Genomic DNA, 22,802 nt, shown 5'->3' with positions numbered 1-22,802 from the left:
CGGTCGGTCGATGCCACCAGACCCGGTGACACCACCCCCCGGATCATGCCTTCGACTGGGGGCGCAAGTCATGCCGGGCCTGGTGACCACAGCTCCTTGATCAGGAACCACGAAAAAGGTAACGGGGGCGAAGCACACGCGGACGCCGTCCTGCGGCTGGAAGTCCGCGACGGTGGCGCCCGCCGCGGTCGCCGCTTCGGTCGCTTCGGCGAGGTCGTCGACTTCGATGTCGAGGTGCAGCTGCATCTGCGGGGCGCCCGGCGCGGGCGGCCAGACCGGCGGCACGTACTCGGTCTCGAGCTGGAAGGACAGGCCCGCGCCGCCGCCGGCCGGGCGCAGCGTGACCCACTCCGGTTCGTCGGTGCGGATCGGCCAGCCGAGCAGCGTCGCGTAGAACTCGGCGAGGGCGTGCGGGTCGGGGGCGCCGAGCACGGTGGAGGTGAGCTTCATGGCCGGTTCCTACCCGCCGGCGGGGCACCTCACTCCGGGGTGGCCGGACGTCACCGTCTGTGTCCACAATGGACGATGCAGGAACCGCCCCTCGGCCGGCGGCCATGCACGTCCGCCGTGGACGCCGTTACAGACTTCACTCATTAGGACGTTCCGGTGCGGGTGTTTGACCTGTTCACGGGGGTCGGTCTGACTTTGAGTAGCGAAAACCCTCCCGATCATTGCTCCGTTGTGGAACTATTGGGCCGTTCGCGAGGAGAGGGCCTCGCGAGGGGGACTCACCGTCACCGGCCTGCGTCCCCAAGGCAGATCCCCAGGGGAGAGGAGATCGACCATGTCGACGCCCACGGACACCAAGCCCGAAGAGACTCCGGAACCGGTCGAGAAGGCGGGCCCGGTGGTCCCGCACCCGGAGCCCGACGAGTTCGGCTGGGTGCACATCGACCACGTGCCGGAGAAGCCGAAGGACGGTCCGGTCGTGACCCCGAACTGTGGCACCCCGTGCTACCAGGTCGCTCGCTGACTTGACCAATTCGTGATGCCCGTCTGCCGATCTTCGCCTGGCAGGCGGGCCGTTTTGGTAACAGGCTGTGCTGTCATAGGAGAGTGCCTGTGACAAACCTGGACCCGGTCTCAGTTCTCGAGAGGGTCCGTGCGCTGCAGAAGGCCGCCACCGACGCATCCTGCCTCGGGCGTTACCGGGAAGGTGTCCGCCTGCTCAAGCGCGGGATGGGCATGCTCGAGACCGTCCGGCCGACGACCGGGCAGCTCCACCTCGACCTGCTGGTCACCAGGATCCGCCTGTCGAGCACCCTGACGGCGATGTCGTCGGAGATCAGCGGTGACCTCGAGGCCGGTCTGGCCGGGCTGAACGAGGTGCGGAAGCTGATCGAAGACGTGCCGGACCCGATGCTGCAGGCCGAACTCAACGGTTCGTTGAACTACAACTACGCGGCCAGGCTGATGAGCGTCGGCCGCAACGAGGACAGCCTGGCGTCGTTCGCCATTTCGATCGCGCACCAGGAGCACCGGCTCGCGAACGGCCCCGAACCGGAGTCGCGGATGGGTGCCTTCGTCCAGACGCTGTCGTCGAGGGCCTGGGTGCAGGTGCGGCTCGGCAACGTCATCGCCGCGCACGACGACCTCGCCCGGGCGCTGGAGCTCGCGGAGAAGTACGAGCTCCGGTCCGTGGCCGCCGACGTGCGCCGGACGATGGGCATGCTCGCCCTCCGCGTGCACGACGTGCCCGAAGCGCTCCGGTTCTACGACGAGGCTGAGCGCAACTACCGGGCGCTGGACATGGACGTGCCGGTCGCGCTGCGGTTCGAGCAGGCGGAAGCGCTGCTCGCGGCCGGACTGGCCGACGAAGCCGCCACGCACCTCGACGACGTGCTGCCCGCCCTCGTCGAAGAGCAGAGCATCAGCAAGGAACTCGCGCGGGCGGAGCTGTACCGCGCCTCGGCCGCGCTGCTTTCCGACGACCTCGAGCCCGCGCGCCAGATGGCGGACTCGGCCCGGCGCCGGATGCTGGGCGTCGGCTGCCAGACGTGCGTGGCCAACGCGACCATCATCGGCTTGCACGCCGACGCGCGGGTGGCCTTGCGCTCCGGTGACGTGCCGGCCGCGTTGCCCACCCGGGCCATCCGGGTCGCGGCGAAGATGCCCACCCCGCTGCTCGCCGAGCAGGCCGCCACCGCCCGGATGCTCGCCGTCCGGCTCGACATCCGGCGGGGCAACCTCAAGCGCGCCGTCGACACCCTGCAGCAGGTTCCGCGGCCCGGGCAGCTCACCCCCATCGACTACCGGATGCTCCGCCGCCTCTGCCGGGCCGAGCTCGCCGTCGCGCAGGGGAACCGGGCCAAGGCGCTCACCGAGATCCGGTCCGGGCTCACCGAGCTCGACGCCGTGCGCGACCGGATGGGCGGGCTCGACCTCGTCTCCGGGACCGCGCTCCACGGCCAGGAGCTCGCCGACCTCGCCGTGAAGCTCGTGCTCGAACGCGGCGACGCGCGGCGCCTGTTCGTCTGGCTGGAGCGGACGCGGGCGCAGACCTACCGCTACGAACCGCTCTCGGCCGGGACCGATCCCGAGCTCGCCGCGCGCGTCGCCGAGGTGCGTGGTCTGGGCCAGGCCATCCAGGAGGCCCAGCACGATGGGCACCCGATCGCCGCGCTGCGGGCGAAGTACAACGAACGCCTTCGCGAAGCGCAGCGGCTCGGGTGGCACACCGGGCGCTGGGGCCGACCGCGGCCGGTCGCCGGGCTGGGCGAGGTCGTCGCGCGGCTCGGGGAGCGGGCCATGGTCAGCTTCGCCGCCTCCGGGGACGAGCTCGTCGCCGTCGTCGTCGCCGGGGGCGAGTGCCGGCTCGTGCGGCTCGGGTCCGCCGGGGCCGCCGCCGAGTCCGGGCGCGTGCTCAACGTCGACCTCGACGCGCTCGCGCCGGACAACCTGCCGGAGCGGCTGGCCGAGGTCGTCATGGCCTCGGCGCGCAAGCAGGCCGACAAGCTCGACGCGCAGCTGATCCAGCCGCTGGCCGGCCTCATCGGCGACCGCGAACTGGTGATCGTGCCGACCGGGCCGCTCTACGCGGTGCCGTGGGGTGTCCTGCCGGGCCTGCGGGGACGGCCGACCGTCGTCGCGCCGTCGGCGACCGCGTGGCTCGCCGCCGAGCTGACGAAGTCGCCGCGGGCCCGCAAGATCGTGCTCGTCCGCGGGCCCGGGCTGGCCGGCGCGCGCGGTGAGCTCGAGAAGCTGACCACCCACTACCGCACCGCGACGACCATGACCGGCGCCAAGGCCACCGTGAAGTCCGTGCTGCGCGCGATGGACGGCGCGAAGCTCGCGCACTTCGCCGCGCACGGCGCGCACGAGCCGGAGAACGCGTTGTTCTCCCGGCTCGAGCTGGCCGACGGCGCGCTGTTCGGGCACGAGATGGCCGGGCTGCGACAGCCGCCGCGGCAGGTGGTGTTCGCCGCGTGTGAGCTGGCGCTCAACCGGATCCGGCCGGGCGACGAAGCCCTCGGGTTCGCCAGCGCGCTGCTGGCCAGCGGCTCGCGGACGGTGATCGCGCCGCTCTCGCGCGTCGGGGACCTGGCCTCGGCCGCGGCGATGGACGACTACTACCGCGCGCTGAGCGACCGGGACAGCCCCGCGCTGGCGCTGGCCGACGCGATCGCCGTCGACCCGTTCCGCCGCCCGTTCGTCTGCCTCGGCGCCGGCTAGCGCAGCTGCGGCGGGGGCGACCACACCAGCCGCGGGTCGGTCTGGACGAAGCTGCCCAGCAGGTGGTTGACGCGGGTCAGCACGTCGAGGTCGAGCCGGACGCCGGCGGCCTTCGCGTTCTCCGTGACCTGCTCCGGCGTGCTCGCCCCGGCCACCGCCGACGCGACGCTCTCGTGCTGCAGCGTCCAGGCCAGCGCGAGCTGCGCCATCGTCAGGCCCGCGTCGTCCGCGACACCGCGCAGCATGCCGACCCGCTCCAGCAGCTCCGGCACCAGCAGCGGCCGCGCGTGCGCCGGCCCGGCCCCGCGCGAGCCCGCCGGGACGTCGCCGTCGCGGTACTTGCCCGTCAGCACGCCCTGCGCGAGCGGCACCGACGCGAACTGCCCGACGCCGATCCGCTCGCCCACCGGCATCACCTGCGCCTCCGGCACCCGCCACAGCATCGAGTAGTGCGGCTGGTTGGCGATCAACGGCACGTCGTGGCGCGCGGCCGCCTCGTGCGCCTGCAGCAGCTGCTCGGCCGTCCACTCCGACGTGCCGACGTACCGGATCTTCCCCTGCCGCACCAGGTCCGAGAGCGCGAGGAACGTCTCGGCGACCGGGGTCCGGTAGTCGAAGCGCAGCAGCTGGTAGACGTCGATGTAGTCGGTCTGCAACCGCCGCAGCGAACCCTCCAGCGACGCGATGACGTGCTTGCGGCTCAACCCGGCGTCGTTCGGGCCCGGCCCCTCCGGCCAGAACACCCCGGTGCACAGCACGAGGTCGTCGCGGCGCAGCCCGGCGAACGCGGCGCCGTACGCCTCTTCGGCGGCGCCGCCGGCCCAGGCCGCGGCCGTGTGGAACGTCGTGACGCCGGCGTCGAGCGCCGCGGCGACGCAGCCGGGCGCGCCGTGCGTCGCGAAGTTGCCGTAGGCGATCTCGCTCACGGCGAGCCCGCTCGCGCCGACCCTGCGGTATTCCACTTTCAGCCTCCCTGGACAGCCATCTCGTCGATCCACTGCTCGACCGCGCCGGCCTTGCGGGCGAAGGACTCCCGCACCGATTCGTGCGGCAGGATCAGGAACTCCTCCGTGCCGAGCCCGTGCACGACCGCCTCGGCGACGTCCTCGGGCTCGAGCAGCGGCGCGGCCTTGGCGATGGCCAGCGCCGCGGGGTGCCCGGCGGCGATGCCGGGTTCGAGCAGCGCCGTGCGGACACCGAGCGGGCAGAGCGCGCTCACCCGCACCCCGCGCGGCCGGTAAGTGATCGCCAGCCACTCGGCGAGCCCGACGGCGGCGTGCTTGGTGACCGAGTACGGCGCGTCGCCCGGGGTGCCCAGCAGCCCCGCCGCCGACGCCGTGATCAGCAGGTAGCCCTCGCCGCGCGCGAGCATCGCGGGCAGCACGACCTGCGCGGCGTGCACGTGCTGCAGCACGTTGATCTCCCACGACTTCGCCCACTGCTCGTCGGCCGCGTGCACACCGGTGCCGAACGCCGCGCCCGCGTTGGCGCAGAACAGGTCCACCGGCCCGAACTCGGCGCGGGCGGTGGCCACCAGTGCCTTGAGGTCCTTTTTGGACGTCGCGTCGGCGGTGGCTGCGACGGCCCGCCCGCCCGCGGCCGTGATCTCGCCCGCGACCCGCGCGGCGCCCTCGGCGTCGACGTCGGACACGACCACGCCGGCCGCGCCCCCGGCGGCGAAGCGGCGGGCCATGGCGGCCCCGATTCCGTGGGCCGCGCCGGTGAGCACGACCACCCGTCCAGTCAGTTCCACGCGGGCTCCAGTATTTTCCGGGCTATTGTTACGCGAGTGAGTGAATTGTCATTTGCGCTTAGAAGGCAGGTGATAAAAGCCCTGGTCAGAGCCATGATCGCGACTCGTTCCACAGTTCCGGACTTTACCATGAGCGTGGTGTGGATGGTACGCTCCGCGACAATTAACCGGACACGGTATTGCGTTTTTCTTCGCCGGGCGTTATTCCTGGGAACCGGTCCCGGTGAAGATCACCCCCACCCCGCACAGGAGGTCCGCCGATGGCCGAGCTCGTCCCGCCGTCGCACGCTCGACGGCTGCGGTGCCTGGGCGTCGGCGACCCCGACGTGGTCGCCGCCGTCGCCCGCGGCGGTGGCCTCGGAGTGCTCGACGGCGCCGATCCGGCCGCCCTGCGGCTGGTCGCCGCGCGCGTCCGGGTGCCCTACGGCGTGCGCACGGACGGCCCGCTCCCCGAGGGTGCGGCCTTCGCCATCCGCACGAAAGCGCCGTGGGCCGGCGCGCTCGCCGAGGTCGGCTGCGTCGCGACGGCTGCCGAAGCGGTGCGCGGCGGCGCGGCCGGGCTCGTCGCCCGCGGTGGCGAGCTGAGCGACTTCGTGCTGCTGCAACAACTCCTGGCCGCCTTCGACGTCCCGGTGTGGGGGAGCGTGGCCGGCCCGCGCACGGCTGTCGGCGCGCTCGCCGGCGGTGCGGCGGGCGTCGTGGTCACGTCCTCAGTGGACGTTCGCCCGATCGTCGGCGCGGAGGTGCCGCCGGCCGGGCTGGGCACCCGCTTGAGCCGGACGCTGGGCAGTGCGCTGCCGGTCGTGCAGGGCCCGATGACGCGAGTCAGCGACCAGCCCGGGTTCGCGGCCGCGGTCGCCGAAGCGGGCGGCTTCCCGTTCGTCGCGGTCGCCACGGCGAACGGCGCCCGCACCACGGAGCTGCTCACCCGCACCGCCGAGCGGCTGGCCGGCCGGCCCTGGGGCGCGGGCATCCTCGGGTTCGTGCCGGACGAGCTGCGCGTCGAGCAGCTGGCCGCGATCCGCGCCGCGCGGCCGCGGTGCGTGCTGATCGCGGGCGGGAAACCGGGCCAGGCCAAGGCGTTGGAGGCCGAGGGGATCGCGACGTTCGTGCACGTGCCCTCGCCGATCCTGCTGCGCCAGTACCTCGACGCAGGGGTCCGCCGGTTCGTCTTCGAAGGCGCCGAATGCGGTGGGCACGTCGGCCCGCGGTCGAGTTTCGCGCTGTGGGAGGAACAACTGGCCGTGCTCGGCGCGGCGAAGGACGTCGAAGTGCTGTTCGCGGGCGGGATCCACGACGCCCGCTCGGCGGCGATGGTCGCGGCGATGGCGGAGCCGCTCGGCGGCGCCGGTGTCCTGATGGGCACCGCGTACCTCTTCACCGAAGAAGCCGTGACGCACGGCGCGATCACCGGCCTGTTCCAGGAACGCGCGCTCGCCGCCGACACCACGGTCACCCTCGAAACCGCGCCCGGGCACCGGACGCGGTGCCTGCCGAGCCCGTACACGACGGAGTTCGAGCAGGTCAAGGCGAGCCTGCGGGACGTGCCCGCGCAAGAGGCGTGGCAGCGGCTGGAAGAGCTGAACACCGGACGGCTGCGCGTCGCGAGCAAGGGTGTCCGCCGCGACGGCGAACGGCTCGACGAGGCGACCCAGCTGGCCGAAGGGATGTACATGGCCGGGGAGGTCGCCGTGCTGCGCGACCGGCGGACGACCGTCGCCGAGCTGCACGCCGATGTGACGTCGGGGAAAACCTTTGCCCTGCCGGAGAAAGCGCCTTCGACCGCGGACACGAGGGACATCGCCGTCATCGGCATGGCCTGCACCTTCCCGGGCGCGCCCGACCTCGACGCGTTCTGGTCGAACGTCCTGCGGGGAACCGACGCCGTCACCGAGGTGCCGCCGGAGCGCTGGGACCCGGCGGTCTACTTCGGACAGTCGACGTCGAAGTGGGGCGGGTTCCTGCCGCCGGTGACCGTCGACCCGCTCGACCACGGCATCCCGCCGTCGGCGATGCGCAGCATCGACCCGGCGCAGCTGGTGTCACTGGAGACCGCGCGCCGCGCGCTCGCCGACGCCGGGTACGCCGAGCGGGACTTCGACCGCGAGCACACGAGCGTCGTGTTCGGGGCGGAGGCCGGCGGCGACCTGGCCAACGCGGGCACGCTACGGTCCCTTGTGGACGGTTACCTCGACGAGGTGCCGCCCGAGCTGCTGGCCCAGCTGCCCGAGCCGACCGAGGACACCTTCCCGGGCACGCTCGCCAACGTCATCTCCGGCCGGATCGCGAACCGGCTCGACCTCGGCGGCGCGAACTACACGGTGGACGCCGCGTGCGGGTCGTCGCTGGCCGCGCTCGACCTCGCCGCGAAGGAGCTGCGTGCCGGGACCAGCTCGCTGGTGCTGTGCGGCGCGGTCGACCTGCACAACGGCATCCACGACTACCTGATGTTCACCTCGGCGGGCGCGTTGTCGCCGACCGGCCGCTGCCGCCCGTTCGACGCGGCCGCCGACGGCATCGCACTCGGCGAAGGCGTCGCGTGCCTGGTGCTCAAGCGTCTTTCCGACGCCGAACGCGACGGCGACCGGATCTACGCCGTGGTCAAGGGTGTCGGCGCCGCGAGCGACGGCAAGGCGCTCGGCCTGACCGCGCCGCGGCCGGAAGGCCAGCACCGCGCGCTGACGCGGGCCTACCGCGACGCCGGAGTGTCCCCTGTGGACGTCGGGCTGGTGGAAGCCCACGGCACGGGCACGGTCGTCGGCGACGCGACGGAACTGCGGACGCTGACGGACTTCTTCACCGCGTCCGGCGCCGAACCGGGTGCGTGCGTGCTCGGGTCGGTGAAGAGCCAGATCGGCCACACGAAGTGCGCGGCCGGGCTGGCGGGGCTGATCAAGGCGACGCTGGCGCTGTGGCACGAGGTCGTCCCGCCGACGCTGCACCTGACGAAGCCGAACGCGGCGTGGGAGGAGACGACCAGCCCGTTCACGTTCACGACGACGGCCCGGCCGTGGGCGGAGCCGGCCCGCCTGGCGGGGGTGAGCGCGTTCGGCTTCGGCGGCACGAACTTCCACGCGGTGCTGGCCGCGGCCCCGGTCGCCCCGGACCGGCGGCACGGCCTGCGCGACTGGTCTCCGGAGGCCGAGGAGCTGGTGGCGGAGATCGAGCGCGCGACGAGCGAGCCGGGGCCGGCCGGCGCGGGCGGCGGGCCGGACCTGGGCACCGCCGGCGTGCTCGAACCCAGCCCGGGCAAGGTCGCCTTCCTCTTTCCCGGCCAAGGAAGCCAGCGCACCGGCATGCTCGCCGAGCTGTTCGTGCACTTCCCCGAGCTCGCCGACCACCTGCGGCTCGCCCCCGACGTCGCCGCGAAAGCGTTTCCGCACCGCGGTTTCGCCACCGCCGAGGCGCAGGAAGCCGCGCTCACCGACACGCTCGTCGCGCAGCCCGCGCTGGGACTCGTCGAGACCGCCGTCGCGCGGCTGCTCGACCAGGTCGGCGTGCGGCCCGACTTCCTCGCCGGGCACAGCTACGGCGAGCTGGTCGCGTTGTCCGTCGCGGGCGCCTTCGACACCGAGTCCCTCCTGCGGCTCAGCCGGGCCCGCGCGCAGGCCATCGCCGACGTCGCCCGGCCCGGGACGATGGCCGCCGTGCATGCGGCGCGGGAGGTGCTCACCCCGACCCTCATCGGCCCGGACGTCGTCGTCGCCAACCACAACGCGCCCGAACAAGTCGTGCTGTCCGGGTCCGTGCCCGCGATCGAACGCGCGATCCGGCGGCTGCGCGAAACCGGTGTCGCGGCCAAGCGGATCCCCGTCGCCTGCGCTTTCCACAGCCCGCTCGTCGCCGGCGCCGGTGAGCTCTTCGCCGCCGCGCTCGGCAGCGAGCGCGTCGAGCAGCCGCGACGAAAGGTGTGGGCGAACCGCACCGCGCAGCCTTACCCCGGCGACGTCAAGGCCGAGCTGGCCGCGCAGATCGGCGCGCCGGTCCGGTTCCTCGACCAGATCGAGGCGATGTACGCGGCCGGCGCGCGGACGTTCGTCGAAGTCGGGCCGGGGCGGGTGCTGACCCGGCTGGCCGGGGCGATCCTCGGCGACCGCCCGCACACCGTCGTCGCCTGCGGCCCCGATCTCAAGGCCTTCCTGACCGCGCTGCGAGAGCTCGCGCGCGCCGGGGTCGACGTCCGCACCGGGCGGCTGACCCGGCCGCGGCCGCCCGCACCGTCCGCCACCGCCTGGGCCGTAGACGGGCGGTCCGTCCGTGCCCCCGGCGCCGACACCCCCGCCCTGCCCCCGGCCCGACGAATCCGGAGTACCGCCATGACCCAGCCCGCGCCCGGCCGCGACCAGGCGATCGTCGACTTCCTGCGCACCACCCGCGAGCTCGTCGCCGCCCAGCGCGAGGTCATGCTCGGCTACCTCGGGAGCGCGCCGGTCGCCGTCGCCGCACCGGCCGTCGCGCCCGCGCCCGCTCCGGTAGTCATCGAGACACCGGAACCGGAACCCGAAACCGCCCCGGTCGACGTCCGCACCACGGTGATCGGCGTGATCAGCGAACGCACCGGCTACCCGGCCGAGATGATCGCCGGCGACCTCGACCTCGAGGCCGACCTGTCGATCGACTCGATCAAGCGCACCGAGATCGCCGGGACGCTGCTGGGCCGCCTCGGCCTGCCCGCCGACGACCGCACCGACCAGCTCAGCCGCGACCGCACGGCCGACGCCCTCACCTCGCACCTGGAGAGCTGGCTGAGCCCGGCACCCCCGGCGAGCCCGCCGCGGCGGTACCGCCTGGCCGAGGTGCCGGTGCCCCTGGACCCCGATCCGGCGCGGCTGCGCGGCAAGTCCGTGGCCGTGCTCGGCGACGACGACGCCGTGCGCGCCGCGTTCGAGAACGCCGGCGCCGAGATCGTCACCGAGGACGCGGACATCACCGTCCTGCTGACCGCGGGCCGGCCCGTCCCGGAGGTGTTCACGCTGCTCAAGGGCCTGGGCGGCACCGTGCTGGTGGCGCCGGGCGAGCCCGGGCTCCGCGGGCTCGTCCGCTCGGCCGCGCTCGAACGCGACGGCGGCACCCGGCTCGTGGAAGCCACGCAGGACCTGGCGAAGGTGCTGGTCGACGAGGCGCTCAGCGACGGCCCGGCCGTCGTCTTCCACGACGACCGCGGCCGGTTCACGATCGAGCCGCGGCCGGCAGACCTCCCGTCGATCGCCTACTCCGGCGCCGGTCCGGGCGGCGGCGAGCTGACCGCGCTCGGCCTCGACCGGGACTCGGTCGTGCTGCTGCTCGGCGGCGCCCGCGGGATCACCGCCCGGACGGCTATCGCCTTCGCCGCCTCCGGCTGCCGGATCGAGCTCGCCGGGCGCACCCCGTGGCCCGGCGAGCCGGACGACCTGCCCGAGGACCCCACGGCGATGCGCGCGGTGCTGGCCGGCCGCGGTGGCGAGCTGGCCGGTGTCGAACGCCGGGTGCGGACCGTCCTCGCCCAGCGCGAGATCGGCCGGACGCTCGACGAGATCCGCGCGGCCGGCGGCGAACCGGCGTACCGGGCGCTCGACGTGCGGGACCCGGAGGCCGTGCACCAGCTGGTCAAGGACCTGCACGCGCGCCACGGCCGGCTCGACGGCGTCGTCTTCGCCGCCGGCGTCCTCGACGACAAGCTGATGGCGGACAAGGACGAGGAGTCGTTCCGGACCGTCTTCGAGACCAAAGCGGACGGCGCGCGGTCGCTGCTCGCCGCGCTCGACGACAAGACCGGCTTCGTCGCGTTCTTCGGCAGCATCGCCGCGGTGCTCGGCAACCGCGGGCAGACCGACTACGCGGCCGCGAACGACGCGCTCGAGGCACTGGGCGCGAGCTGGCCCGGCCGGGCCGTGACCGTCCACTGGGGACCGTGGGCGCCCGCGGCCGACCACGGCGGCATGGTGTCGGCGGAACTGGCCCGCGAGTACGAGCGTCGCGACGTCGGCCTGCTCGACCCGGCCGAGGGCACCGCGGCACTGCTGCGCGAGCTCGCCTACGGCACGGACCGGTCGGTGCTCTACACGGCGTCGCTGTGGTGAGCCAGCAGCCAGTGGCGATCGTCGGCATGGGCGTGTTCCTGCCCGGCGCGTCCACAGCAGAGCAGTACTGGCGGAACCTCGTGGCCGGCGCCGACGCGGTCACCGAGGTCCCACCGCACCGCCGCGACCCGGCCTTCCACGGGCTGGACGGCGGTGCGCCGGACCGGACCCACGGCCACCGCGGCGGCTTCACCGCCGACACGCTCGACTTCGACCCGGCGGCCCACGGCGTGCCGCCGACGTCGCTGGCCGGCGCCGAACCCGACCAGCTGACGGCGCTGGCCGTCGCCCTGGCCGCGGTCGGGGACGCCGGGGGCCTCGGCCGGCTCGGCGACCCGGAGCGGATCGGCGTCGTGCTCGGCCGCGGCGGGTACCTCTCGCCCGGGCTGCAGGGCTTCGACCAGCGCGTCCGCACCGTCCGGCAGATCACCCGCACGGTCGGCGAGCTGATGCCCTCGGCCGGGCCGGACATCCTCGAGCGGCTGCGGACGGCGTTGCTGGAACCACTCGGGGAGTTCCGGCCGGAGACCGCGGCCGGGCTGGTGCCGAACCTGGCCGCGGCCCGCGTCGCCAACCGGCTCGACCTCGGCGGCCCGGCGTACACGGTGGACGCCGCCTGCGCGTCTTCGCTGGTCGCGGTCGACCAGGCGATCGGGGAGCTGACCCGCGACCGCTGCGACGTCGTGCTCGCGGGCGGGGTCCACCAGACCCACGACGCGACGCTCTGGTCGCTGTTCACCCAGCTCGGCGCGCTGTCGCCGAGCCAGCGGATCAGCCCGCTCTCGCGCGCCGCCGACGGCATGCTCATCGGCGAGGGCACCGCGCTCGTGGTGCTCAAGCGGCTGGCCGACGCGCGGCGCGACGGCGACCGCGTGTACGCCGTGATCCGCGGCAGCGGGACGTCGAGCGACGGGCGCGGCGCGAGCCTGCTCAGCCCGTCGGTCGCCGGGCAGACCCTGGCGCTGCGGCGGGCCTGGGCCGGGCTCGACCCCGCGGGGATCGGCCTGCTCGAGGCGCACGGCACCGCCACGCCGGCCGGGGACGCCGCCGAGCTGACCACGGTCGCCGACGTCTTCGGCCAGGCCGACGGGACGCGGTCGGTGATCGGCTCGGTCAAGTCGATGATCGGGCACACCCTGCCGACGGCCGGGGTCGCCGGGCTGGTCAAGGTGGCCCTGGCGCTGCACCACGGCGTGCTGCCGCCGACGCTGCACTGCGCCGACCCGAACCCGCTGCTCGACAAGACCCGCTTCCGCGTGCTGGCCGAAGCCGAGCCGTGGGGCGCGCTGCCGCGGGTCGGCGCGGTCAACGCGTTCGGGTTCGGCGGGGTCAACGCGCACGTCGTGCTGGCCGCCGGAGACCCCGCGCCGAAGCGGCGAGCGCGAGTGAACCAACCGGAACAAGTGTTACGGCTGGCCGCGGCCACTCCGGAAGGTCTGCTGGAGCAGCTGGATCGGCCCGGCGACGGCGACGGCCCGTGCCGGCTCGGCATCGTCGGCCCCGACGAGAAGAAGCTGACCGCGGCCCGCAAGGTCGTCGCCAAGGTGGCGGCCGAGGGCCGGGCGTGGCACGGCGGCGGCGACATCTGGTGCGGCGTCGACCCGCTGCTGCCCGAGGGCAAGACGGTGTTCGTCCACCCGGGACTGGAGGCCGACGCCGAACCGCGGCTCGACGACGTCGCGCGGCACTTCGGCCTCGAGCGGCCGCTGTGGTCGACCGAGACCGTGCCGGCCCGCGCGAGCAGCGTGTCCGCGACCGGGCTGCTGCTCGACAAGGCGCTGCGGCAGCTGGGGATCCGGCCGGACGCGCTGGCCGGGCACAGCGTCGGCGAGTGGACCGCGATGCAGGCCGCCGGGATGTACCGGGCGGAGCCGGATCTCCTGCGGCGCTACTGGCCCGAGGGGTTCGAGCTGCCCGAAGCGGACTACCTGGTGCTGGGCTGTGCGGCCGCGCGCGTGGCCGAGCTGCTTCCGGACGACCTCGTGATCTCGCACGAGAACGCGACCCGGCAGACGATCGTGTGCGGGCCGCCCGGCGCCGTCGAGAAGTTCGCCGAGACCTGCCGTGGCCTGGGCATCGTCGCCCGGACGCTGCCGTTCCGGTCCGGCTTCCACACCCCGCTGATGCGGGCGCACCTCGCGCCGTTCGCCCGGCTCGTCGCGGAGCTCGACCTGGCCGAGCCGACGGTGCCGGTGTGGTCGGCGACGACCACCCGGCCATACCCGGCGGCGCCCGCCGCGGTCCGCGAGCTCTACCTGGACCACCTGCTGCGCTCGGTCCGGTTCCGGGCGCTGACCGAGGCCCTGCACGACGCCGGTTTCCGGGCGTTCGTGCAGGTCGGCGCCGGGCAGCTCGGCTCGTTCGTGACCGACACCCTGGGCGAGCGGCGGCACCTGGTCGTCGCGGCCGCGTCCGGCACGCGGTCCGGGCTGGCCCAGCTGCGGCGCGTCGCGACCGCGTTGTGGGTCGAGGGCGGTGACCCGGACTTCGCCGTGCTCGAGCCGCGCCGGATCCGGCTCAACACCGGGAAACCCCTGCTGTCGCTGGCGGCTTCGGCCCGCGGCCTGCTCGACGACCAGCGTCCGCCCGAGCTGCCCGCCGGGGTGCCGGACGCGATCGTCGCCGAGTTCACCGCGCTGCTCACCGAGACCCGCCGGGCCGCGGCCGACGTCGTCGCGGCGACCGCGCGCCGCCGCGTGGAGTCCACAGTGGACATCTCGGTGGCCGCGATGCCGCACCTGCGGGACCACCGGTTCTTCCGGCAGCGCGCGGACTGGCCCGACGAGACCGACTTCCGGCCGGTGGTGCCCGCGACGACCCTGGTCGACCTCGCCTGCCGGACCGTCGAACGCACCTGGCCGGGCACGACGGCCGTCGCGGTGCGGGACGCGGTGTTCTCCCGGTGGCTGATCGCGGCCCCGGCGTTGCGGGTGCCGCTGTCGATGAGCCGCGAGGACGACCACGTGACCGTCGAGATCGGACCGTACGCGCTGATGACCGTCGAGCTGGGGACGTACGCGCCGCCGCCGGCGCCGGCCGGGGTGCCCGGCCCGGAGACGACGCCCCCGCTGAGCGCGGCCGAGATCTACGCGCGGCGTGAGATGTTCCACGGCCCGTCCTACCAGGGCCTGGCCCGGCTGACCGGCCTCGGCGAGCAGCACATCCGGGGCGAGCTGGTCGTCCCCGACGCTCCGGGCGGGCTGCTCGACAACGTCGGCCAGCTGCTCGGCTGCTGGCTGATGGCCACCCGGCCCGACGGCCTGCTCGCGTTCCCGCGGTCGATCGGCCGGCTCACCTGGCACGGTCCCGAACCCGCGCCGGGCACGCGCGTGACCTGTCTGGTGCGGGTCCGGCTGCCGCGGCCCGACGTCCTCGAGATGGACGCCGAGCTGGGGCGGGACGGCCGGGTGCTGGCGAGCATCGAGGGCTGGCGCGACGTCCGGTTCCCGTGCGACCGCGCGGCCCACCGCGTCTACGCGTTCCCGGCCGAGCACCTGCTGGCCGAACGGCGCGACGACGGCTCGGTCACGGTCACCGACCGCTGGCCGACGGTCGCCGCGCGGGACATCTACGCCGGCATCTACCTCAGTGCCGCCGAACGCGCCGAGTTCGCCGGGCTGCCGCCGCGACGGGCTCGCGGCTGGCTGCTGGAGCGCATCGCCGCGAAGGACGCCGTCCGGGCCCGGCTCGCCGAGCCCGTCTACCCGGCGGAGATCCGCGTGCACGACGACGGGACGGTGACCGGCCGCGGCCGCACCCTCCCGGCCCTCGCCGTCACGGTCGAGCTGACCGGGGACACCGCCACCGCCCACCTCAGGAGCACGTCATGACCATCGACCACGCCACGTCCGTCTTCGACGTCGTCGCCGCGCTGCTCGCCGAGCTCGTCGGCGACGCCGAGGTGCTCGGCATCGAGATCACCCCGGACACGACGTTCCACGAGGACCTGCAGCTGGAGAGCATCGACCTGGTGACCTTCGCGAGCATCCTCGCCGAGCACTTCGGCGCCGAGGTCAACCTCGCCGAGCACCTGGCGGAGCAGGACCTCGACGACGTCATCGGGCTGACCGTCGGCGACATCGCCCGGTTCGTGGGGGAGCGCACGTGCCCACGATGACGGTCAACGGGCTGCGCACCAACGTGCAGCTCGTCCCCGCCGGCGGCACCGAGACCGTCGTGTTCCTGCACGGCATGGGCACCGACAGCCTGGCGAGCTTCTACCTGACGCTGGCGCCGCCGGTCGCGGCCGCGGGCATCGACGTGATCAGCTACGACCTGCGCGGGCACGGCAAGACCGAGCGGCCGGTGCGCGGCTACACGCTGGCCGACTTCGTCGCCGACCTCGACGACCTGCTGCGGCAGCTCGCCGTCGACCGGCCGGTGCACCTGGTGGGCAACAGCTTCGGCGGCACCCTGGCCTACAGCTACGCCGTGGCCAACCCGGAGCGCGTGCGCAGCATCGTGTGCATCGAGTCCGAGCCCGCGACCGAGGTGTGGGCCGGGAAGATGAGCGAAATCCTCGCGCACACCGTGCGGTTCCTGCAGGTGGAGGAGAGCTTCGACTGGATCGAGGCGAACTTCAGCGCCCACCACCGGCGGCTCGCGCGGATGGCGGCCGAGCGGATCACCTCGACGAAGATGGCCGAGGAGGTGCCGCTCGGGCCGTTGCTCACCTGGGCGCAGGTGGCCGCGATCGGCTGTCCGGTGCTGTCCATCCTGGGCAGCCACGGCTACCAGGCCGACGACCTCGAAGCGCTGACGTCGATGCTGCCGAAGGGCGAGCTGCACGTCTTCGAGGGGCAGGGCCATTCGGTGCTGGTCGAGCAGCACCGCGAGGTGCGCGAGCTGGTGCTGAAGTGGGTCGAACGGCACGCGGCGTGAGGTTCCTGCTGGTCGTCCCGCCGCTGGCCGGGCACGTGGCGCCGCTGCTGCGGGTCGCGGCCGAGCTGTCCGCGCGGGGGCACGCGGTGGCCTGGTGCGGTCCGGCGCCGGAGGTGTCCACCCTGGTCGCCGGGCGGGTGTTCCCCGCCGGGGAGTCGGCGCCGTTCGCGCCGGAGCTGCGCCCGGCGGAGCTGCGCGGGTTCGCCGCGTTGAAGTACCTCTGGGAGTCCTACCTGGTCCCGCTGGCGGACGCGATGGCGCCGGGTGTGCAGGCGGCCGTCGACGCCTTCGCGCCGGACGTCGTCGTGGCGGACCAGCAGGCGATGGCGGGCGCCCTGGTGGCCGCGCGGTGCGGGCTGCCGTGGGCGACGTCGGCGTCGACGTCGACCGAGCTCGCCGACCCGCTGGGCGCCCTGCCGAAGATCGCGTCCTGGGTGACCGACCTGCAGGCCGGGCTGCGGGCCCGGCACGGCGTGCTGCTCGGTGACCTGCGGTTCTCCCCGCACCTGGTGCTGGCGTTCACGACCCGGGCGCTGGCCGGCGACGCGCGGCTGGCGGCTCCGGTCAGCTACGTCGGCCCGGCGCTGCCGGCGGGTTCCGGCGACTGGTCCGGCGCGGACGGCCGTCCGCTGGTCGTGGTGACGCTGGGGACGTCGAACGCTTCGGCGGGCGCGCGGTTCCTCGCCGAGAGCGTCGACGCGCTGGCGGGACTGCCCGCCGTGCAGGGCCTGGTGGTGGACCCGGCGGGCGACCTGATCAGTGAAAGCGTCGGGCTGGCCCGGCGGATCCCGCAGGTGGCGGTGTTCGCCCGCGCGTCGGTGGTGGTCTGCCACGGCGGGCACAACACGGTCTGCGAAGCGTTGGCGGCCGGGGTGCCGCTGGTGGTCGCCCCGATCCGGGACGACCAGTCGATGCTGGCCCAGCAGGTGGTCGCGGCGTCGGCGGGTGTGCGGCTGCGCTTCGACCGCGCGAAGGCGGCCGACATCCGCACGGCGATCGAGGCGGCCCCGGCGTACGCACCGGGCGCGGCCCGCATCCGCGAGTCCTTCACGGCGGCGGGTGGTGTGGCGGAGGCGGCGACGCGGCTGGAGTCGCTCGGCTGAGCCGACCGTCGCGTGTGGTTGCACGGCGCCGGAGGCCGGTGCTAGTCGTGGGTCATGAGCCTTCGTCAGTACGAGTACGCCCTGGCCGTGGCCGCAGAAGGCTCGGTGACGGCTGCCGCGGAGTCGTTGCGGGTGGCTCAGCCGTCGGTGTCGCAGCAGATTCGCGGGCTGGAACGGGAGCTCGGTGTTCAGCTGTTCGCGCGCACTCCCACCGGGTTGGTGCCCACCGTTGTCGGGCGCGCGTTCCTGCGGGAGGCGGAGGTCGCGGTGAACGCGTCGCGGCGGGCGCGGGCGACGGCGCGGGCCGGCGCCGATGACCTGGCCGGCGAGCTGGTCGTCGCGGTGCAGCTGGGCTTCGGCACGCGGCAGCTGCCCTCGGCGCTGGGGGCGCTGCGGCGCCGGTACCCGCGGCTGGAGGTCACCGTCTTCGAGGAGCCCAGCTCCGCCGAGCTGGAGCGGCTGGGCCGCCGGGGCACGATCGACCTCGCCCTGATGGCCGAGTGCGCCCAGACCCCCGACGACGCCCACCACCTCGGCGAAGAGGAGTTCGTCGTGGTGCTGGCCGAGGGCGACCCGCGGCTCGCCGCCGGCCGCGTCGAACTCGCCGACCTGGCCGGCGAGCCGTGGGTGCGGTTCGACCGCGACAGCGCCCTCGACGCCGTGCTGCAGGTCGTCCTGCGGAACCACGAGCCGGCCACCGCCGCCCGCGTCTCCCAGACGGCGACCGCCGTGCGGTGGGCCGCCGAGGGGCTGGGGGTGACGCTCGTCCCGGCGTCGGCGGTGCCCGGCGGGTACGAGCACCTCGTCCGCCCGCTGGCCCCGCTCGTGTCGCAGCCCGTCATCGCCGTGGTGCGGCAGCGCCCGGGGCCGGCCGAGACGGCGTTGCTCGACCTCCTGCGTCAGGAGACCTTCGCCGCGGTGGCCTGACTCACCGCCGCGGGTACTCCCCGCCGTCGACCACGAGGTTGCTGCCGGTCAGCCACGCCGCGCGGGCCGACACGAGGAACAGCACCGCGTCCGCGATGTCGTCGGGCTGCCCGTCCCGGCCCAGCGGGGTCGTGCCGGTCGCACCCGGGTCGCCGTTCAGGTCCGCCCACAGCTCCCGTGTCGCTTCGCCGCCGGGTGTCGTGACGCGGCCGGGCGTGACGGCGTTGACGCGGACCCCGAACGGCGCCAGCTCCAGCGCCAGGCCGCGGCTGTAGTTCTCCAGCGCCGCTTTCGCCGCCGTGTAATGGAGGAACGGGCCGACCGGGGTGAGGACCGCGGCCGAGGAAACGTGCACGATCGCCCCCGACCGCCGGTCCCGCATTCCCGGGGCCAGCAGGGAATCGAGGCGCACCGACGCCAGGTAGTTCAGGTTCAGCGCGTCCAGCCACTCGTCGTCGGGAATGCCGAGCGCGTTCCGGTGCGGTCGCGCCCCGCCGGCGTTGTGGACCACGATGTCGACGTCTTGTGCCGCCGCGGCAACGGATTCCGCGCCGGCACGGGTCCGGACGTCGGCCGCGACGAAGCCGGCTCCGTCCGGCACCGCGTCGGCCGACCGGGCGGTGGTCAGCACTTCGGCGCCGGCCTCGAGCAGCTGCCGCACGATCGCCGCGCCGATTCCCCGGGAACCCCCGGTGACAACAGCGCGCTTTCCCTTCAAATCAAACGAATTCATAGTTCGAGCTTCGGCGCGAACTGCGGAACAAGCAAAGACGCAATTGCAGCGGGCGGTATAGGGAACGCCTATGCGCGGTTGCGAAAGGTGCGGGCCGCCAGTGTCGAGCCCGCCACCGCGGCCACCGCCGCGATCGCCAGCGCCGCCACCAGCGACCAGCCGAGCGGGCGGGCCAGCGCCAGCGCGCGGGTCGCGTCGATCGCGTAGGTCAGCGGGTTCACCGCCGACACCACGCGGACCCACGTCGGCATCGTGTCCAGCGGCATGTACGCGCTGGAGGAGAACATCAGCGGGAACATCACCACGAACGACGCGGCCTGCAGGGTCTCGGCCTTGCGCAACCACGTCGTGATCGCGACGAACACCCAGCTCAGGCACCAGCCGACGACCATCGTCAGCACCAGGGCCAGGCCGAGGCCGAGCACGCCGCCTGCCGGCCGGAAACCGAGGAACACCACGCTCGCGAGCGCGGTCACCACGAGCTGGACGCCGAGCCGGGCGGAGTCGGCCAGCGTCCGGGCCACCAGCACCGAGAACAGCGAGATCGGCAGGCAGCGCAGCCGGCCGGTGAAACCGCCGTAGATCTCCGCCAGCAGGCCCGCGCCCGAGCTCATCGCCGTCGTCATCGCGATGTTGACCAGGGTCGCCGGCACCAGGAAGTTCACGTAACCCTGGTACGCCGCGACGCCCGGTAGCGCGCCGACGCCGCTGAACACCTGGCTGAACAACACCAGCAGCACCACCGGCTGCAACAGTCCGAAGAAGACCAGCCGCCGGTCGCCGAACGCCGTGCGCAGCGACCGGGCCGCCAGCACGCGGACCTGCGTCCAGAAACCGGATTCCGGCCACGCCGCCGGGTCGGCGAGCGCGGCCACCGCCGCGCGGTGCCGGGCCTGCGTCACGCGCCCACCGCCGTCCGGTGCAGCGAAAGGTAGACGTCGTCGAGCGTCGGCTCGGTCACCGTCAGGTCCCGCAGCGGCGCCCCGGCCGCGTCGAGGGCACGCACCAGCACCGGGATGTCACCCGGGCCGGTCAGCGGCACGGAGAGCACCAGCCCGGTGCGGCCTGCCGCCGAACCCAAGCGGGACAACGCGTCCGTGGCCCGGAGCAATGCCAGCTCGGTGCCGAAGGTGAGCGTCGCGGTCCGGTTGCCCAGCCGCGCCTTGAGCTGCGACGGCGTCCCGGACACGGTGATGTGGCCGAAGCCGAGCACGACGACGTGGTCGGCCAGCCGGTCGGCCTCCTCGAGGTACTGGGTGGTCAGCACGACCGTGGTGCCGCGGGCCGCCAGCGCTTCGACGACCGACCACAGCCCGGACCGGCTGATCGGGTCGAGCCCGGTGGTCGGCTCGTCGAGGAAGAGCACCTGCGGCGCGCCGACGAGCCCGGCGGCCAGGTCCAGCCGCCGTCGCATGCCGCCGGAGTAGGTGCCTGCCGGGCGGTCGGCGGCGTCCTCCAGGCCGAACGCCGCGATCAGCTCGGCGGCCCGCGCCTGCGCTTGCGTCGGCTTCGCGCCCAGCAGCCGGGCGATCAGCACGAGGTTCCCGCGCCCGGACAGGGCGTCGTCGACCGCGGCGAACTGCCCGGTGACCCCGATCCGGCGGCGGACCGCCCGCCCGCGCTGCACGACGTCGTAGCCGCAGACGCGGGCGGTGCCGGCGCTCGGCCGGGTGCGCGTGCTGAGGATGTCGATCAGCGTGGTCTTCCCGGCGCCGTTGTGGCCGAGGACCGCCAGGATCGTGCCGCGGGCGACACTCAGGCTGATCCCGGCGAGCGCGGTGACTTCGCCGTAGGTCTTCGCGAGGTCCGTCACGGCGATGACCGGCTGGTTCATGGCCGCTCCTTTCCCTGCCCGGGAAAAGGTATCCGGACAGTCGTGGAACGGGCAAGAAGATGGCCGCCATCCGCCGTGGGCATGACAATTTTCGCGAGCCTGGATAGCACGCGCGTGATAACCGCTGACCTGCGTGACCCTTCGGGCGAGGGGTGCTCCCATGCGCGTGACAAAGAATTCGGCGTCGCTTGTTGAACCGGTTTTGCGGAGGTACTTTTCGCTGAAATTACCCCCATTCCCCGAGGTGACGATCCGTGAAGTTTTCGTGGAAGTCGAGAAAGCCCGCCTACGGCCTGGCGGCCGCGACCGTCGCGGGCGTGGCGGCGACCGTCGCGCTGGTCGGGGCGGGGCCGAGCCAGGCCGCGCCGGTGAGCCTGACGCTGAACTACAACTGCCCGTTCCCCTTGATCGGCGACCAGGTCCTGTCGGTGAAGATCGACACGAACCTGCCCGACAACGCCGTCGCCGGGGCGTCGTCGACGCCGATCACCTTCGATGTCGACGTGACCGTGCCGGAGACCGCGACCGAAGGCCTCGCGCTGGTCGGCGCGACCTCGCTGGACGGTTCGGCCAAGGCCGCGGCCCAGCTCAAGTACCCGGTCGACAAGACGCTGAACCTGAACCTGCCGCTGACCATCGCCTCGACGCCGGTGCCGCCCTCCGGCGCGTTCCACGTCAAGAGCAGCGGCAAGGCGCCGGCCGTGACGTTCCCCAGCCCCGGCACCGCGTCGGTGACGGTCGGGAACTTCAGCACCACGATGACCCCGCGCACGGCGGACGGCCAGCCGACCGACCTCGGCACGTTCACTTCGGACTGCGTCGCGGTCCCGGGCCAGAACCAGCAGCTGGGCACGTTCGAGATCAAGCCGGCGGGCGGCACGACGACGCCGACCACCCCCACCACCCCGACCACGCCCACGACTCCGACCACGGAGCCGACCACTCCGACCACCGAGCCGACGACTCCGACGACGGAGCCCACGACTCCCACGACGGAGCCGACGACTCCGACCACGGAGCCCACGACTCCGACCACGGAACCGACGACTCCCACGACGGAGCCCACGACTCCGACCACGGAGCCGACCACTCCGACCACCGAGCCGACGACCCCGACCACGGAGCCCACGACTCCCACCACCGAGCCGACCACTCCGACCACGGAGCCCACGACTCCCACCACGGAGCCGACCACTCCGACGACCGAGCCCACGACTCCGACCACGGAGCCGACGACTCCCACGACCGAGCCGACGACCCCGACCACGGAACCGACGACCCCGACCACCACGCCGCCGAACGGTGTCCAGGTCAAGTACTCGGTGAAGGGCAAGTCGAGCCTCAAGCAGCTGCACGCCACGTTGCCGCTCGGCCCGGGCACCCTCGACGCGAAGCTCGACGCCGCGTCCGGCAAGTTCGGCGCCCAGCTCTCGCTGCCGAAGTCCGACGTCTACTTCCGCGTCCTCGGCTTCATCCCGGCGTCCGCGACCGTGAAGCTCGGCCAGGTCGGCGGCATCAACGGCACGCTGACCGGTGGCGCGGTGAAGGCGAACGCCCAGATGGACGTCCAGCTCACCAAGGTCCGCGTGTTCGGCTTCCCGATCCTGTCGTCGAACTCCTGCCACACGGTGAAACCGGCCGACGTGCCGCTCGTCTCGGCGCCCGGGTTCGACCCGCTCAAGGGCGGCAAGCTGACCGCGACGTACGGCATCCCGAACTTCACGGGCTGCGGGTTCCTCACCGGACTGATCAGCGGCATCACCTCCGGCCCCGGCAACAAGCTGGAGGTCACCCTCACCAAGAAGTGAAAGTTGTGACGCGGCGCGGAAAAACCGCGCCG

The 22,802-nt window shown here is 73.7% G+C and carries 15 protein-coding genes; 9 read left to right on the top strand and 6 right to left on the bottom strand.

Annotated features, from left to right (window positions below; translation table 11 throughout):
* A partial coding sequence (locus M8542_RS23840; RefSeq protein WP_257922434.1) for a VOC family protein occupies positions 1 to 450 on the bottom strand: 450 nt, incomplete at its 3' end.
* Positions 451 to 784: 334 nt separating this feature from the next.
* Between M8542_RS23840 and M8542_RS23835 the strand changes: the two genes are divergently transcribed.
* Both M8542_RS23835 and M8542_RS23830 read left to right on the top strand, forming a co-directional pair.
* Positions 785 to 973, top strand: coding sequence for a hypothetical protein (locus M8542_RS23835; RefSeq protein WP_257922433.1), 189 nt, complete (start codon positions 785 to 787; stop codon positions 971 to 973).
* An 89-nt stretch (positions 974 to 1,062) separates the two neighbouring features.
* Positions 1,063 to 3,672: a CHAT domain-containing protein gene (locus M8542_RS23830; RefSeq protein ID WP_257922432.1), complete on the top strand. Its 2,610-nt coding sequence runs from the start codon at positions 1,063 to 1,065 to the stop codon at positions 3,670 to 3,672.
* On the opposite strand, the gene M8542_RS23825 is transcribed toward M8542_RS23830, so the two are convergent.
* Both M8542_RS23825 and M8542_RS23820 read right to left on the bottom strand, forming a co-directional pair.
* Entirely contained in the window at positions 3,669 to 4,634 is a 966-nt protein-coding gene (locus M8542_RS23825) for an aldo/keto reductase (RefSeq protein ID WP_257922431.1), read from the bottom strand. The two genes, M8542_RS23830 and M8542_RS23825, sit on opposite strands and share 4 nt — an antisense overlap.
* A 2-nt stretch (positions 4,635 to 4,636) precedes the next feature.
* Positions 4,637 to 5,425, bottom strand: coding sequence for an SDR family oxidoreductase (locus tag M8542_RS23820; RefSeq protein WP_257922430.1), 789 nt, complete (start codon positions 5,423 to 5,425; stop codon positions 4,637 to 4,639).
* A gap of 260 nt (positions 5,426 to 5,685) precedes the next feature.
* Between M8542_RS23820 and M8542_RS23815 the strand changes: the two genes are divergently transcribed.
* Genes M8542_RS23815 through M8542_RS23790 form a run of 6 tightly spaced genes read left to right on the top strand, consistent with a single transcriptional unit; the run spans position 5,686 to position 18,395 of the window.
* Positions 5,686 to 11,484, top strand: a complete 5,799-nt coding sequence (locus M8542_RS23815) for a type I polyketide synthase (RefSeq protein ID WP_257922429.1) — start codon at positions 5,686 to 5,688, stop codon at positions 11,482 to 11,484.
* Positions 11,478 to 15,314 (top strand): beta-ketoacyl synthase N-terminal-like domain-containing protein, encoded by a 3,837-nt coding sequence (locus tag M8542_RS23810; protein WP_308210280.1) that lies wholly within the window; start codon positions 11,478 to 11,480, stop codon positions 15,312 to 15,314. Before M8542_RS23815 ends, M8542_RS23810 begins: the two co-directional genes overlap by 7 nt.
* The gene (locus tag M8542_RS23805; protein WP_257922427.1) at positions 15,311 to 15,601 is read left to right on the top strand and encodes a phosphopantetheine-binding protein; all 291 of its coding nucleotides are present in this window, start codon (positions 15,311 to 15,313) and stop codon (positions 15,599 to 15,601) included. The genes M8542_RS23810 and M8542_RS23805 overlap by 4 nt, the downstream gene beginning before the upstream one ends.
* Positions 15,589 to 16,365: an alpha/beta fold hydrolase gene (locus M8542_RS23800; RefSeq protein WP_257922426.1), complete on the top strand. Its 777-nt coding sequence runs from the start codon at positions 15,589 to 15,591 to the stop codon at positions 16,363 to 16,365. The genes M8542_RS23805 and M8542_RS23800 overlap by 13 nt, the downstream gene beginning before the upstream one ends.
* Complete coding sequence (locus M8542_RS23795; protein ID WP_257922425.1) at positions 16,362 to 17,468, top strand: glycosyltransferase; 1,107 nt, start codon at positions 16,362 to 16,364, stop codon at positions 17,466 to 17,468. Before M8542_RS23800 ends, M8542_RS23795 begins: the two co-directional genes overlap by 4 nt.
* A gap of 54 nt (positions 17,469 to 17,522) precedes the next feature.
* Positions 17,523 to 18,395 (top strand): LysR family transcriptional regulator, encoded by an 873-nt coding sequence (locus M8542_RS23790; protein WP_257922424.1) that lies wholly within the window; start codon positions 17,523 to 17,525, stop codon positions 18,393 to 18,395.
* Between the two features lies 1 nt (position 18,396).
* On the opposite strand, the gene M8542_RS23785 is transcribed toward M8542_RS23790, so the two are convergent.
* The 3 genes from M8542_RS23785 to M8542_RS23775 form a co-directional block, all read right to left on the bottom strand.
* The gene (locus M8542_RS23785) at positions 18,397 to 19,128 is read right to left on the bottom strand and encodes an oxidoreductase (RefSeq protein ID WP_257922423.1); all 732 of its coding nucleotides are present in this window, start codon (positions 19,126 to 19,128) and stop codon (positions 18,397 to 18,399) included.
* A 68-nt stretch (positions 19,129 to 19,196) separates the two neighbouring features.
* The gene (locus M8542_RS23780) at positions 19,197 to 20,030 is read right to left on the bottom strand and encodes an ABC transporter permease (RefSeq protein WP_257922422.1); all 834 of its coding nucleotides are present in this window, start codon (positions 20,028 to 20,030) and stop codon (positions 19,197 to 19,199) included.
* Positions 20,027 to 20,962: an ATP-binding cassette domain-containing protein gene (locus M8542_RS23775; protein WP_257922421.1), complete on the bottom strand. Its 936-nt coding sequence runs from the start codon at positions 20,960 to 20,962 to the stop codon at positions 20,027 to 20,029. The genes M8542_RS23780 and M8542_RS23775 overlap by 4 nt, the downstream gene beginning before the upstream one ends.
* A 254-nt stretch (positions 20,963 to 21,216) precedes the next feature.
* Between M8542_RS23775 and M8542_RS23770 the strand changes: the two genes are divergently transcribed.
* Positions 21,217 to 22,770, top strand: a complete 1,554-nt coding sequence (locus tag M8542_RS23770; protein WP_257922420.1) for a DUF6801 domain-containing protein — start codon at positions 21,217 to 21,219, stop codon at positions 22,768 to 22,770.
* The last annotated feature ends 32 nt before the right edge of the window (positions 22,771 to 22,802 follow it).

Source organism: Amycolatopsis iheyensis, from assembly GCF_024703995.1.
In the GTDB taxonomy this organism is placed as follows: Bacteria; Actinomycetota; Actinomycetes; order Mycobacteriales; family Pseudonocardiaceae; genus Amycolatopsis; species Amycolatopsis iheyensis.
Note: the sequence above shows the minus strand (reverse complement) of the source record. Positions and strands in the feature narration are given on the sequence as shown.